This is a genomic window from Pelagibius sp., from assembly GCF_028281305.1.
Lineage (GTDB): Bacteria > Pseudomonadota > Alphaproteobacteria > Kiloniellales > Kiloniellaceae > Pelagibius.
The window spans coordinates 20,340-35,695 of the sequence record NZ_JANQKD010000013.1 but is presented as its reverse complement, the minus strand read 5'-3'; the positions used below and the strand labels follow the sequence as shown (position 1 = coordinate 35,695).

The window sequence follows — 15,356 nt, the reverse complement described above, 5'->3', positions numbered from 1 at the left end:
CTTAAACGCGGTTCGCTTCTGAAACAGCCACGCGGTGGTCCGGGAGCCCGGCGCTCAGGCCGTTCCCGAAAGCCGGCCCGAAAGCCGGCCCGAAAGCCGAGAAGAGGCGCGGCGCCGACGCCCGGTTGCCCGAATCATCTTCTTCAGCCGCGGCTGAATCTCGTCGCGCCAGCGCCGTCCATTGAAGACACCGTAGTGCCCGACACCCTCTTGCACGTAGTGGTGATGGTCCGCAGCCGGGATGTTCGGACAAAGATCGTGCGCGGCTTCGGTCTGGCCGAGGCCACAGATGTCGTCCAGCTCCCCTTCGATGGTCATCAGCGCCGTGTTGCGAATGGCGCGGCAGTCGACCGGCTTTCCGCGATGGTACATGGTGCCGTTCGGCAGCGCGTGCTTCTGGAACACCGTGTCGATGGTCTGCAGGTAGAACTCCGCCGTCAGATCCATGACCGAGAGGTATTCCTCGTAGAAGCGCTGGTGCTGATCGACCGAGTCGCAGTCCCCTTCGATCAGGTGACGGAACAGGTCGGCGTGGGCATCCAGATGGCGTTCCATGTTCATGGTCATGAAGCCCGTCAGCTGAACGAAGCCGGGATAGACGCGCCGCATGGCGCCGGGACAGGGAAACGGCACCGGCGAGATGACCGTGTGCTCGAACCATGACAGCGGCCGCGAAGCCGCAAGTTCGTTCACCGCCGTCGGGTTGCGGCGGGTATCGATCGGTCCGCCGATCAATGTCATCGACGCGGGTTGCAGCGGATCGCGTTGCTCGGCCATCACGGCGGCCGCTGCCAGCACGGGCACCGAAGGCTGGCAGACGGCAATGACATGGGTGTCCGGGCCGATGAAGCGGATGAAGTCGATCACATAGTCGATGAAGTCGTCGAGATCGAAGCGCCCATACGCAAGCGGCATGAAGCGGGCGTCGCGCCAGTCGGTCACGAAGACCTCGTGCTCCGGGATCATCGCTTTCACTGTGCCCCGCAGCAGGGTGGCGTAGTGGCCGGAAAGCGGCGCCACGATCAGCACCTTGGGATCCTTGCGTCCGGCAACAGCCGGCTTGTCCCGCTTGAAGTGCAGCAGGTCGCAGAACAGCTTGCCGTAAACAAGGCGGGGCTCAACGGCGACCGCCTCGCCATCGATGTCCACAGCATCGATTCCCCACTCCGGCTTGCCGTAACGCCGTGTCACGTTCTCGAAGACCTCACAGGCCGCAGCCACCGCCTTGCCGACGGGTGTGTAGGCAACAGGGCTGAAGGCGCTTCGGCAGGCATAGCGCAGCGCGTCGGATTGCATGCGCAGCGGTCTCACCGCAGCGTGAGTCAACTCATAGGCATGGTAAAGCAAGGTTTCAGTGGCCCCCAGTGTTGCCGTGCCGCTTTCGGGCACTCCCCCAGTCGTACTGCGTTTGTCTCAGCTGCACTTGTGTCAGCTGCCTTGTTCGGATGTCAGAGGCCGTTTCTGCAACCTCATGACCCACGGACGCCGCTGCAGCCACCGCGCCGCGCCGGCAATCTATCACTTCGCACCGAGCCGGGCGAAGGGAAAAGTCGAGCCATCGTAATCGAACCGCTGAGCCATAAACGAGCCATCGTCTGCGGCGCCCCCCCTGCGCTGCCTGCTTGACGCAGGTCAATGTCCGGGCGCCGGAGCGGCCCCTATCCTTGCCTCTCCCTTGCCGGGCCCTCTCGTGAGAGCGGCCTTCTCAAGCAGAGGTGTACCCATGGCCGGCGTCATCGAATCCCTGCGCAACGATCACTCCCGGATCACCAAGCTGCTGGACGCCCTGGAGCGCCAGATGGCAGCCTTCGAAGACGGCAGGTCCCTGGATTTCGATATCCTGGACGGTATTCTGTACTACTGCCTGTCTTATCCGGACCTTCATCATCATCCGCTGGAAGACCTGATCTTCGACCGTCTGAAAGAGCGCAATCCCGGGGCTCTCGAGGGTGTGCGCGATCTGCGCGAGGAACACGCGGCTCTGGCTGAAAAAACCCGCAAGTTTGCCGCGGCCATCGAGTCCGTTGAACAGGACATTCCCATTGAACGCAGCGCGATCCAGGAGGTCGCTGTCGAATTCCTGAGTGCCTATCGCCGGCACATCATGATGGAGGAGAAGCATTTCTTCCCAGCCGCCCAACGCAGCCTCAAACCGGAAGACTGGGCGGCCATCGGCGCGCAACTGAAACCGATCGAAGATCCTCTCTTTGAACGGCGCGAAGACCAGCGCTTCTCCGCGATTTACGAAGACATCATCGCGTGGGACCAGGCCTCCATGGCCTGAAGCCGGTTCACGCCGCGCGGCACAGCGCCCTTCAGCCGCCACGGAACATGCTCTAGACTGTCCGTATTCAAACGATAATAGGAAAAATTGCAGGATCTCCGGCGCCGAGAGGTCCTTGGACTGCCGCCGCAAGGGCGTACGTGACCCACCGTTCAGGACCGCTGGGCGTCATCCGATCCGCCGCTGACCGTATTGGATTATCCAATCTGGGGAGGATCAAATGGCGCAACGACTCTGTTTACCTTGCCTGCTGTTCCCACTTGCCGTCCTGGCCGCGGTCGTTTCGTTCGGCGAACCGACGGCTGCAGCCGAGGAGACGGTGACCATCGGTACCGGCAGCCGCGCCGGAGTCTATTTCCAGGTCGGCCGTGCTGCCTGCCGCCTGATCAACCAGACGCAGAGCGAACACGGCATCACCTGCACCGCGGAACCGACGGCGGGGTCGATCGCCAACCTGGAAGCCGTGCGCCAGGGCACCATCGCGTTTGCCGTCGCCCAGTCCGACTGGCAATTCCACGCCGTCAACGGCACCAGCCGCTTTGCCGAGGCCAAGGCCGACTCCGATCTCCGCGCCGTTTTCTCGGTGCACGGGGAGCCCTTTACGGTGGTCGCCCGGCGCGATTCCGGGATTCAGCATCTGCGTGATCTCGCCGGCAAGCGCGTGAACATCGGCAACCCCGGCTCGGGCCAGCGCGGCACCATGGAAGTGGTGATGAAGGCGATGAACTGGAGCAAGACGTCGTTCAGCCTTGCCGAGGAACTGCCGGCGAGCCAGCAGTCGCTCGCGCTCTGTCATGACCGCATTCAGGCAATGATCTATACGGTCGGCCATCCCAACGACTCGGTCGCCCAGGCCGTGCGGCTCTGCGATGCGGTGATTGCCGAGGTGTCCGGACGGCAGATCCAGAAACTGGTCGACGACAACCCCTACTACGCCATGACGGCGGTCCCCGGCGGGCTCTATGCCGGCAACGCCAACGATGTCGCCACCTTCGGCGTCAAGGCCACGGTCGTGACCTCGGCGCAGGTGCCGGCGGAGACCGTCTACGCCGTCACCAGAGCGATCTTCGAAAACCTGGAGCGTTTCCGCGCCATGCATCCGGCCTTCGCCCGCCTGCAGCCCGAAGTGATGGTGCGCGACGGCCTCTCCGCCCCTTTGCACGAGGGGGCGGCGCGCTACTTCAAAGAGAAGGGCTGGATGTAAGGCCGTTCCGGCGGGCCTTTCGGCGCCTTTCACGTCCCCGTGCGCGACCCCGCAAAGCCTTCGCCTTGGGGGCCGCGGTCGGATAGACTGGCCCGAAGCACCCGGAAGCAGGCAGCGTGAAGCGCCTGACCGGAGCGCCGACAGGGTAGGATGCGAAAGGGGTTTGCCGATGCGAAAGCTGTTGCTGGCCGTCGTCCTGGCACTTGCGGGAAGTCTCTCCACCGCCTTTACAGGGCCGCTGCCCGCCGCAGCCGAGGAACTGCGCATCGGCATATCGCAATACCCCACGACCCTGCATCCCAGCAGGGAAGCCTCGGTCGCCAAGTCCTACATCATGTCGATGACCCAGCGGCCGATGACGGTCTACGACCACGAATGGCAGCTTATCTGCATGCTCTGCGTCGAACTGCCGTCCATCGAGGCCGGCACCGCCGTTCCCGAGGCCCTGCCGGAGGGCGTTGAGGGCGCAGGAGACGGGCAGGGCATCGCCCTCACCTACACCATCCAGCCGGAGGCGACCTGGGGCGACGGCACGCCGATTACTACCCGGGACGTGCTGTTCACCTACAAGGTGGGGCGGCACGAGAAGTCCGGCGTCGGCAGCCTGGAGCTTTACCGCCGCATCCTTTCCATCGACGTCATCGACGACAAGACCTTCGTCATGCACGTCGACCGCATCTCCTTCGAGTATGCCGCCATCAACGACTTCCGGCTGCTGCCGGCCCACATCGAGGAGCCGATCTTCGACACCGCGCCGGAGGACTACCGGAACCGCACCGCCTTCGACAACGACCCGACCAACCCGGGCCTCGCCTTCGGCCCCTACCGCATCGTCGAGGCGATCCCCGGCTCGCGCATCGTCCTGGAGCGCAACGAGACCTGGTGGGGCAAGCGCCCGACCTTCGACCGCATCACCCTGCTCACCATCGAAAAGACGACGGCGCTGGAGGCCAACCTGCTGTCCGGCAACATTGACATGATCTCCGGCGAGCTAGGCCTGACGCTCGATCAGGCCCTGGCTTTCGAAAAGCGCAACGGCGAGGACTACCAGATCATCTACGAACCCGGGCTGCTCTACGAACACATCGACCTGATGCTCGAAAACCCGATCCTGCAGGACAAGCGGGTGCGCCAGGCATTGGTCTACGCCATCGACCGGGAGGCCATCAGCGAACGCCTCTTCGAAGGCCGCCAGCCGGTCGCGCACTCGGGCGTCTCGCCGCTGGACTGGGTCCATTATCCGGACATCAAGAAGTACAGCCACGACCCGCAGAAAGCCGCCGCCCTGCTGGACGAGGCGGGCTGGAGCGAGATGCGCGACGGCGTCCGCCACAATGCGGCCGGCGAGCCGCTGCGCCTGGAGTTCATGACGACTGCAGGCAACCGCATCCGCGAGCTGGTCCAGCAGGTGCTGCAAAGTCAGTGGAAGCAGGCCGGGATCGACATGCGCGTGCGCAACGAACCGCCGCGCGCCTTCTTCGGGGAGACCGTACATCATCGCCGCTTCACCGGGCTTGCCATGTTCGCCTGGGGCAAGGGACCGGAGCACGTGCCGCGCACCACGCTGCACTCCGAAGAGATCCCGGCGGAAGAGAACGGCTGGTCCGGCCAGAACTACACCGGCTTCCGCAACGCGGAGATGGACGAGCTGATCGACGCCATCGGCGTGGAACTCGACCGCACCAAACGCAAGGAGATGTGGGCAAGAGTCCAGCAGATCTATGCCGAAGAGGTGCCGGTGATTTCGCTCTACTGGCGCGCCAACGCCTATGTGCTGCCGAAGTGGCTGAAAGGTCTGCGCCCGACGGGCCAGATGGCCTCTTCCTCCCTCTGGGTCGAGGACTGGACGGTGGAAGGGCGTTGAAGACGGGCTGAACAGCCATGCTGTCCTACCTGGCCCGCCGCCTGACGGAATCGCTGATCGTTCTGGCGATCATGTCTTTCGTGATCTTCGCCCTGCTGGGGCTTATGCCGGGCGATCCGATCGACATCATGATCTTCTCCGATCCGGAGATGACGCCGGAGGATGCGGCGCGGCTGCGCGCGCTCTACGGCCTCGACCGCCCGATCACCGACCGCTACCTCACCTGGCTCGGCGCGGCCCTGCAGGGCGAATTCGGCTACTCGCGACTCTACAACCAGCCGACGCTCGACATCCTGATACCGCGCCTCGGCAACACCATCGTGCTGATGGGCCTCAGCCTGTTCCTGGCTCTCCTCATCGCCCTGCCTGCCGGCATCTATGCCGCGACGCGCCCACAGAGCCTGACCGACCACGCCATCAACCTGCTGGCCTTTGCCGGGATCTCGGTGCCGCCCTTCTGGCTCGCCATCCTGCTGATCATCCTCTTTGCCGTCACGCTCGGCTGGCTTCCCGCCGGCGGGATGGGCGACGGTCGCAACTTCTGGTCCGACCTGCGCTTTCTGGTTCTGCCGGTGCTGGCGCTGACCATTGCGACGGTGGGCGGCATCATCCGCTTCATGCGGGCCGCCGCCATCGAGGCGCTGCGCCAGGACTATGTGCGCACCGCCCGCGCCAAGGGGCTCAGCGGCCGGCAGATCGTGGTCGGCCATGTGCTGCGCAACGCCATGATCCCGGTGGCCACCATTCTCGCCCTGCAGATGGGCAATCTCTTCTCAGGCGCCCTGATCACGGAGACCATCTTCGCCTACCTCGGCATGGGCAAGACCATCTACGACTCCGTCGTGGGCAACGACTACAACGTGGCCCTGGTGGGCCTGCTCTTCGCGACCCTGACAACCCTGCTGGCCAACCTGCTGGCCGACCTGGCCTACACCTGGCTGGACCCGAGGATCTCCTATCAATGAGCCGCAACAGCGACAGTCCGGGGGCGCCCCTGCTGGCCGCCGAAGCCGCCCTGGCCGCCGGCGGGTCGCTGACCGCGCGGCAGACGTTTCTGCAGCGCTTCCTGCGTCATCGCATCGCCGTCGCAAGCCTCGCATTCCTCGTTTTCCTGGGTCTGCTTTCGGCCGCCGCGCCGCTGGTGGAAGCCTGGCTTGGCGTCGACGGCAACCTGGTCGACCTTTTCAACGCCAAGCAGCCGCCTTCGCCGCAGCATCCGCTGGGCACCGACGAGCTGGGGCGTGACACGCTGGTGCGCCTGCTCTACGGCGGCCAGGTCTCGCTGGTGGTGGGCCTTGCCGCGGCGGTCGGCGCGGCCATCATCGGGACGCTGCTGGGCATCACCGCCGGCTATTACGGCGGGCGCCTGGACGCCCTGCTGATGCGCTTCACCGATGGCGTCATCGCCCTGCCGATCCTGCCGCTGCTGATCATCCTGGCGGTGGTCGACCTTACCAAGCTCGGCCTGCCTCAGGATCTGGCAAACTCCGAGACCATTTCGATCTATCGCATCGTCTTCCTGATCGCCCTGGTCGGCTGGACAACGGTGGCCCGTCTCGTGCGCGGGGCAACGCTCTCGATGAAAGCACGCGAGTTCGTGCGCGCTGCGGAAGCGCTCGGCGCCTCGGGTCCGCGGGTTATGCTGGTGCATATTCTGCCCAACGTGGTCTCGCCCATCATCGTCGCAACGACGCTGTCCATCGGCGGCATCATCCTGCTGGAATCGGTTCTGAGCTTTCTCGGCCTCGGCATTCAGCCGCCGCTGCCCTCCTGGGGCAACATGCTGACCAACGCGCAGGAACTCATCTGGGATGCTCCGGTGCTGGCGATCTACCCGGGCCTGCTGATCTTCCTGACGGTCATTGCCTTCAACTTCCTGGGCGACGGCCTGCAGGACGCGCTCGATCCGCGCGCCATCCGCCAGAAAGAATGAGATTTCAGAGCCCGGGCCCGGTTGAGCGCCAGACCGGATGGCGGGGCTTACTTCCCGGCCATGGCCTGGGCCCGCACCGCGGCGGATCTGGGCCTTCTGGCGGGGCGTCTTCTGACCCGTGAACGGGGGAAAGTCAGCACCACGCGCGTTCCCTGGCCGAGGTCGCTGTGAATATCGACCTTTGCCTGATGCTGCCGGGCGAGGCCGTGCACGAGCGAGAGCCCAAGGCCGACGCCTGAGTTGTTGCTGGTCAGAGTCGAGCGCACCTGGGCGAAAGGCTCGCTGATACGCTCCAGATCCTCTTTGGCGATGCCGATGCCGTCGTCGGCGACTTCCAGCGTCAAGGAGCCGTTGGACTTCTCGATCCTGGCGCTGCAGGTGACCGTGCCTTCCTCACCGGTGAACTTGATCGCGTTGCCGATGAGGTTCATCAGAATCTGGTTGATGGCTCCCTCGTCGGCCAGCAGCCGCGGCAGGTTTCTGGATACACGGCACTCCAGCCTGACGTGATTGGTCTTCGCCCCCTGCTCGAAGAGCTTGAAGACCGAGCGCTGGCAGTCGGCGATGTCGATCAGCTTCTCCTCCAGTTGCAGCTGACCGGATTCGATCTTCGAGAGGTCGAGGATGTGGTTGATCATGCGCAGCAGATGGTCCGCGGCATTGCTGATGTCGCGGCCGTACTCGGAGTACTTGTCGCTGCTGTGAGCTCCGAAAGTCTCCGCGCCGATCATGTCGGCAAAGCCGATGATCGCATTTAAGGGCGTGCGCAGCTCGTGGCTCATGTTTGCCAGGAAACTTGATTTGGCGGCGCTCGCCTCCTCGGCCATGCGCCGCGCCACCGCCATGGACTCCTCCAGCATGACTTCGCTGGTGATGTTGATGTGCATGATCAGCGCGCCCATCTGCTCGTTCTCGGCCTCCGCGCCGCGCATGATGCACTTGAACCAGCGCTTTTCGGTCGGCGAATGACAGGCATAGCGCACCTCGGCGTACTTGAGTCGCCCCGCCAAGACATCGCGCAGCTTTACCGAGACCTCGTCGGCTTCGCTCTCCCCGTCGACCATCACGCCTTCACAAATCTGCAGATAGTTCGTGCCGACGCCGAAACTGAGATCGACTCCACCATTCCCCCGGCTGAAGTCGCGCCAGGCTTCGTTCACGACGATAATTGTCCCGACACGATCGAGAACAGCGATCTGGGCAGGGGTCGTGTCCAGTATAGCGCTGCGCAGCTCCATCGCCTCGGCAAGCTCGCCGCGGCTGCGCCGCAGCTTGGCGTTCGCCTTGGCAAGACGGGAAACGTCGTTCAGCACCAGCACCGCACCGATGATCCCATGCTGGTCATTCATGCAGGGTTGCACAACGAGGTCGAAGTAGCGGTCATTCTGGCGGGATCGAATCGCCTTGCTGCGCGGCGTCCCACCGCGAATGACCTCTTCGACAAGCGGGCGCAGGTCAGGAATGCGGAACCGGGTCTTGATCAGTGCCAGCGGCTCCCCGACGCTGTGCTCGTCCAGCTTGAAGGTCTTCTGGGCAGCAGCGTTGTAGCGCTGCACCCGCAGGTTCTGATCAGTGACGATGACCGCGTTCGAGATGCTCTCCAGAATGGAAGACTGAAAGGAGTTTGCCTCGTTCAAAGCATCGGATTTGACGACGATTTCCTCATTGACGGTGGTCAGTTCCTCGTTGGTCGACTGCAGCTCCTCGTTGGAGGTCTCCAGTTCTTCGTTGGCGGACTGGAGTTCCTCGTTCGAGGATTGAAGCTCTTCATTGAGGGATTGCAGTTCCTCGTTGGAGGTTTCCAGCTCGCTGACCATCGTGTGGAGGTGTTCGCGCATGGCCAGAAGTTCATGCTCGAGTTCCCGCACCTGGTCCTGCTGCTCGATCTCATCGACCGACTCCTCCGCTTCTTCGAGAAGCGCCCGGACGGTCATGAAGGCGACAATGCTCAGCTTCTCGTCCGTCTCGTCATCGTTATGAGGATGAATGACGATGCGGTATTGCCAGCGGTCGCCTTGATGCTCACCGGTGTGAACGCGGCTGCGCACCACCACCTCTTCGCGGCGGCAGCGCAGCAGCAGCGCGCGCAGTTCGGCGCGCAGGTCTTCTTCCACAAGACTGAAGACATCGAACTCGGACGATCCGGTCGGCACAGTGAGGTAGGGTTTGACCGCACCGGAGATGTGAACCGGTTTGTCGTCGCTGTTCACGATGACGGTTGGCGGCCCGAAGATCTTTGCGACAACCTCGTTGGCCCGGTCCTCTCGCGAGCGTGGATTCTTGAGAAGCTTGCTCGCCGGCGAGGCCGCCGTGTGCTTCAAGGGCGTGAAGGCCGAAGGCCGGAACGGCGAGGCAACTGTAACAGTCGCTTTGAAGAGCTTGTGGCTCCGGTCCACCAGTTCGAAGAGTTCGCTGGGCTCGGCAATCGCTTCAGACTTGCCGAGCAGCAGCGTTCCCGACGGGTTCAGCGCATAGTGAAAGCGTTCGAGAATGCGCCGCTGCAGGTCCGGCGTGAAGTAGATGAAGAGGTTCCGGCAGCTGATCAGATCGATCCTCGAGAAAGGCGGATCCTGTACCAGGTTGTGGCGGCTGAACACGATCATTTCGCGGATCGGCTGCTTTACCGAAAACTCTGAGGCCAGAGGCGTGAAGTAACGGCGCAGGAGCTTCGGGTCGACCTGCTCGGCAGCGGCAGACGGATAGATTCCGCGCCGCCCCACCATCAATGCTTCGGCATCCAGGTCGCTGGCAAAGATCTGCACCTTGACACGCTTGTTCAGCTTGCGCATGGCCTCGGCGAAGAGCACGGCAATGGTATAGGCCTCTTCGCCGGAGGCACAGCCCGGCACCCAGACCCGGATCGAGTCCGCCCCCTCCTTGGACTGGACCAGCTTGTCGACCGTCTCCTCCAGCCGTTCCCAGACCGAAGTATCGCGGAAGAACGAGGTTACGCCGATCAGGAGTTCGCGGACCAGACGTTCGATCTCGCCCGGATCGCGGCCCAGAAGGGCGAGGTAGGATTCCAGATTGGCCAGGTGGAGCAGATTCATGCGCCGCGAGAGGCGGCGCAGAATCGTCGAGGACCGGTAGTTCGTGAAGTCGATGTTGGTGTGGGTGCGAATAACGGCGCAGATGTCCGCATAGGTGTTGCTGGTGCTGGCCTTCTCCGGCTCCTTCAGCACAACGTGGCGGACATTGCCTTCCAGCAGATGAGGGATGCGCGCGGCAACCTCGGCCGGTGGCAGCACCAGGTCGACGCAGCCCGTTGCAATGGCCGCGTTGGGCATGCCGTTGTACTTCGCGGTGTGGTCATGGGCGAAGGTGATGCCGCCGGCCGCTCTGATCGCCTGAACGCCCCGGGCACCGTCAGAGCCGGTGCCGGAGAAGACGACACCGATCGCGCGCTCCTCGCACTCCAGCGCCAGGGAAGCGAAGAGCAGATCGACAGAGGGCTGCGGGCCGGACCTGATCTTCGGCTTTCGGACGGTCAGCAAACCGCTCTGCAGTTCGACATGGCGGTTCGGCGGGGTGATGTAGATCACGTCGGCGCGCGGGCGCTGATTGCGGGTGATCTCCTTGACTTCCAGCGTGGTTTCCCGCGCCAGCAATTCCATCAGCATGCTGCGATGGCTGGGCGACAAATGCTGCGCGACCACGTAGCAGGTGTTGCCACCCGGCACGAGATTTCCGACAAACTCCCGCAGCGCCTCTAGCCCGCCCGCCGAAGCTCCGATACCGACTATGGTAACACCAGCACTCTTGTTTATCTGCATAGGCACACATGCATGGCGACAACACCCCCGCTCGCCACCCGTAAGTCCTACACCGACGTCCCCATTTATCAGAAAACACTGATAAACAATTCAATTATATTATGCTGGCTAGATTCGCCATTCAACCCTCCTTGTATAAGGGATCGCGAAAAGAAGGCTTTGTGCCCCGGGCGGAAATCCGCCGACACCTGCAGCAGCCCACGAAAGGGCAGAGAAGATCTTTTTTATATCAATATGATAGCGTCGAGTCTGCCGCGCTGGCAGGCTTTACCAATGGCCAGCGACCGCGCATGGCAGAATCTACTTTTAATGGAAAATCTTATCGGAGAAACCAGGACCGGTCTGCTTTTCGGTCCGGACATGCTGATTCGTGTGGCCTCGGTGTCCAAAAGCCCCGCAGAGGCGAGGGTTCCGTTGAGGCCCGCCCCGCGTGGCCCAGCGGCTCGAAAATCACTTCGTGGCGGCGTTTACTTCGCGGCCATGGCCTGAGCCTGCCCCAGGACAGATTTAGACCGCGCTGCCCGGCGTTTTCTGACCCGTGAGCGCGGGAAGGTCAGCACCACGCGCGTCCCCTGGCCGAGGTCGCTTTGAATGTCGACCTTTGCCTGGTGCTGCCGGGCGAGGCCGTGAACGAGCGAGAGCCCCAACCCAACCCCGGAGTTGTTGCTGGTCAAGGTGGAGCGCACCTGGGCAAAAGGCTCGCTGATACGCTTCAGGTCTTCCTTGGCGATGCCGATGCCGTCGTCGGCGACTTCCAGCTTCAGGGCGCCGCTCGCGCATTCGAGGCGTGCGCTGCAGGTGACTGTCCCCTCCTCTCCAGTGAATTTGATCGCATTGCCGATGAGATTGGTCAGGATCTGGCTCATTGCGCCCTCATCCGCCAGCACGAGCGGGAAGCGCTCAGGCACATCGCAAAGAAGCCGAATCCGCTTCTGCCTTGCTTCCTGCTCGAAGAACTTCAACACCCCCGCCGCGCAATCCCCGACATCGACCAGAGCCTCGCTGAGTTCAAGGCGACCGGACTCGACCTTCGAGAGGTCGAGAATGTGATTGATCATGCCGAGAAGGTGGTTCGCAGCGCGGGAAATGTCCTCTCCATACTCGGTGTACTTATGGCTGCTGTGCGCACCATAAGCTTCCGAGGCGATAAGGTCGGAGAACCCGATGATGGCGTTTAGCGGCGTGCGCAACTCATGGCTCATGTTCGCCAAAAAGCTGGATTTGGCGTGGCTTGCCTGCTCAGCCAGCCGACGCGCCGCGGCGGTCGAAGCCTCCAGCAAGACCTCGCTGGTAATGTCGAAATGCATGATCAGCGCGCCGATCTTGTCATTCTCCAACCCGGTTCCGCGAATGACACACTTGAACCAGCGTTTCTCGTTCGGCGCGTGGCAGGTATAACGAACCTCGGCTTGACTGACATGGCCGTTGAGGACCTGCCGCAGACTTTCGGCCGTCTGAGAGAAAGTCCCCTCTTGTGCGTCAGGTTGTCCGCAAACCCCAAAGTAACTGCTGCCGACGCCAAAACGGTCGTCCGTTGCGCCGTTTTCACGGCCGAACTTTCGCCAGCCCTCGTTGACGGCGATGATCTCTCCGTTCTTGTCGAGGACGGCGATCTGCGCCGGCGTGCTGTCGAGAATGGTACTGCGCAGCTCCACTTCCTCGGCCAGATCGCGACGGCTGCGTCGCAGCTTTGCATTGGCGCGGGCCAGCCTGGAGACGTCGTTGACGGTGAGAACGGCACCGACCGTCTGACTCTGAGCATCGATGCAGGGGTGGATCAAAAGGTCGAAGTACTTGTCGATCGTGCGGGCCCGAATCGCTTTCGATTTGGGACTGCCGCTCTTAATGACCTCATGGACCAGAGCGCTCAGATCCGGCATCCGAAATTGAGGCCGCGCTTGCGGCAGGGGCTGGCCGATGCTCTGCTCGTCAACCCTGAACAGCCGCGCCGCGGCGGCATTGTAGCGTTGAATGCACAGATTCTTGTCGGTCACGATCACCGCGTTGGAGATGCTCTCGAGGATCGACGTCTGAAACAGGTTCGCCTCGTTCAGAGCATCGGACTTCACCACAATCTCTTCATTGACCGTGGTGAGTTCCTCATTCGTCGACTGCAACTCCTCGTTAGAGGTTTCGAGCTCCTCATTGGTCGACTGCAGCTCTTCGTTTGAGGACTGCAGCTCTTCGTTCAGGGACTGCAGTTCCTCATTGGAGGTCTCCAACTCGCTGACCATGGTGTGAAGGTGCTCGCGCATGGCCAGCAGTTCGTGTTCGAGCTCCTTCACCTGGTCCGGCTTGTCTGTGACCTCCAGGTCCGCGCTTTCGTCCTCTTCGACGAGAGCGCGTACGGTCATAAACGCGATGAGGTTCAGTTCCTCATCCGTCTCTTCGTCGCGGTAGGGGTGAATGACGATCCTGAACTGCCATCGGTCGCCCTGGTGCTTGACCGTGTGAGGGCGGCTGCGCACCACGACATGCTCCCGGCGGCTGCGCAGCAGAAGCGCACGCAACTCAGCGCGCAGGCTTTCTTCCACCAGGCTGAAGACGTCGAACTGCGAGCTGCCGGTGGGCACCTGGAGGTAGGGTTTGATGGCGCCCGCTATATGGACGGGCCGGTCGTTGCCGTCGACAATCACCGTTGGCGGGCCGAACCGCTTGGCAATCGCTTCATGGGCCCGCGCCTCTCTGGACCGCGGGCGCTTGGCCAGCTGTTTGGCCTCGTGCACCTTGGGGCTGACCACCGGGGTAAAGGCGCTGGGCCTGAACGGCGAGGACTTGTGGCTGGCGGCGCGAAACACTTTGTTCGGGCGATCGACCAGTTCGAAGAGGTCGCCCAGGTCCCCGATGGCCTCCGATCGCCCCAGCACCAGGAGGCAGCCGCTCTGTAAGGCATAGTGGAAGCGCTCGAGAATGCGGTGCTGCAGGTCAGGTGTGAAATAAATGAAGAGGTTGCGGCAGCTGATAAGATCGAGCTTCGAAAACGGCGGGTCTTCTATGATGTTGTGCCGGCTGAAAACGATCATGTCCCGGACGGCCTGCTTGACCGAGAATTCGCTTCCCGCGGGCGTGAAGTAGCGCCGAAGAATGGAACCGCTGATCTGCTCCGCCACCGAGGCGGGATAGACGCCGCGCCGGGCGATCGCCAGGGCTTCGCTGTCGAGATCGGTGGCGAAAATCTGGACTTTCAGATGCTTGTTCTGCTTGCGCAAGGTCTCGGCAAACAGAATCCCAACCGTATAGGCTTCCTCGCCGGTCGCGCAGCCGGGCACCCAGATCCTGAGGGAGTTCCGGCTTGACTTCGAGCGCACGAGAGTGTCGACCGGCTCCGCCAAAGCCTCCCAGACAGCCGGGTCACGAAAAAACGACGTCACACCGATCAGCAGTTCACGGACCAGATGATCGATCTCAGCGGTGTCACGGTTCAAGACAGAGAGATAGGATTCAAGATCCGGGACGTGCTGCAGCTTCATGCGCCGCGCGAGCCTGCGCAGGATCGTCGAAGAACGATAGTTGCTGAAATCGATGCTGGTGTGGGTACGGACAACGGCGCAGACTTCCAGATAGACATCGCTGGCGACCTCACGGTCCTGTCTCTGCAGAATGTCCTGGCGGTGGCCGCCGTGGAGGAGATCGGGAACGCGCCGCGCAATCTCCCCGGGCTTCAGCACCAGATCGACGCAACCCGTCGCGGTGGCGGCGTTTGGCATTCCGTTGTACTTGGCCGAGGAGTCCTGCGCGACGGTGACGCCTCCCGCGGCCCGGATTGCCTTGATGCCACGCGCGCCGTCTGACCCGGTACCAGAGAGGACCACGCCGATCGCCCTCTCCTCACACTCAAGCGCAAGCGAGGCGAAAAGCAGATCGACAGAGGGCTGCGGCCCGGACTTGATCTTCGGCGTCCGCACCGTCAGCAAACCGTTCTGCAGTTCGACGTGGCGGTTCGGGGGTGTGATGTAGATGATGTCGGGGCGTGGCCGCTGGTTGCGCAGGATCTCCTTCACCTGCAGTTCGGTCTCGCGAGCCAGCAACTCCATAAGCATGCTGCGGTGACGCGGCGACAGATGCTGGGCCACCACGTAACAGGCGTTCGCGCCGGGCGTGAGTTCGGCGACGAACTCTCGCAGAGCCTCAAGCCCGCCAGCCGAAGCCCCGATGCCGACAATGGCAACCTCTCGACCGTTGATCTTGTCCCTGACTATGGCTCGCCCCCGTCGCAGCCTCGGCACAACCCAAAGAGAATTCTACTCATATTGATATAATCAATACGGGCAAAATAGAGGGGCACGAAAGAATTTCAA

General features: G+C 62.7%; 8 protein-coding genes. 5 read left to right on the top strand and 3 right to left on the bottom strand.

Annotation, left to right across the window (positions count from 1 at the left end; genetic code table 11):
* Positions 1-54: 54 nt before the first annotated feature.
* Positions 55-1,389, bottom strand: a complete 1,335-nt coding sequence (locus Q0982_RS02905) for a polyhydroxyalkanoate depolymerase (RefSeq protein WP_322096937.1) — start codon at positions 1,387-1,389, stop codon at positions 55-57.
* A 334-nt stretch (positions 1,390-1,723) separates the two neighbouring features.
* Here Q0982_RS02905 and Q0982_RS02900 point away from each other — a divergent pair, with 334 nt between their 5' ends.
* From Q0982_RS02900 to Q0982_RS02880, 5 genes are all read left to right on the top strand, one after another.
* Positions 1,724-2,284 (top strand): hemerythrin domain-containing protein, encoded by a 561-nt coding sequence (locus tag Q0982_RS02900; protein ID WP_299391550.1) that lies wholly within the window; start codon positions 1,724-1,726, stop codon positions 2,282-2,284.
* Positions 2,285-2,504: 220 nt separating this feature from the next.
* A complete protein-coding gene (locus Q0982_RS02895) occupies positions 2,505-3,488 on the top strand; it encodes a TAXI family TRAP transporter solute-binding subunit (protein ID WP_299391548.1) in 984 nt (327 codons plus the stop codon).
* Positions 3,489-3,657: 169 nt separating this feature from the next.
* Positions 3,658-5,352, top strand: coding sequence for a peptide ABC transporter substrate-binding protein (locus Q0982_RS02890; protein ID WP_299391547.1), 1,695 nt, complete (start codon positions 3,658-3,660; stop codon positions 5,350-5,352).
* Positions 5,353-5,369: 17 nt separating this feature from the next.
* Complete coding sequence (locus tag Q0982_RS02885) at positions 5,370-6,317, top strand: ABC transporter permease (RefSeq protein WP_299391545.1); 948 nt, start codon at positions 5,370-5,372, stop codon at positions 6,315-6,317.
* Positions 6,314-7,285: an ABC transporter permease gene (locus Q0982_RS02880; RefSeq protein WP_299391544.1), complete on the top strand. Its 972-nt coding sequence runs from the start codon at positions 6,314-6,316 to the stop codon at positions 7,283-7,285. Before Q0982_RS02885 ends, Q0982_RS02880 begins: the two co-directional genes overlap by 4 nt.
* A gap of 47 nt (positions 7,286-7,332) precedes the next feature.
* Here Q0982_RS02880 and Q0982_RS02875 read toward each other — a convergent pair whose 3' ends face one another.
* Together Q0982_RS02875 and Q0982_RS02870 are read right to left on the bottom strand one after the other, a co-directional pair.
* Complete coding sequence (locus Q0982_RS02875; RefSeq protein ID WP_299391542.1) at positions 7,333-11,058, bottom strand: chemotaxis protein CheB; 3,726 nt, start codon at positions 11,056-11,058, stop codon at positions 7,333-7,335.
* Positions 11,059-11,525: 467 nt separating this feature from the next.
* Positions 11,526-15,284, bottom strand: coding sequence for a chemotaxis protein CheB (locus Q0982_RS02870; RefSeq protein ID WP_299391541.1), 3,759 nt, complete (start codon positions 15,282-15,284; stop codon positions 11,526-11,528).
* Between the last annotated feature and the right edge of the window lie 72 nt (positions 15,285-15,356).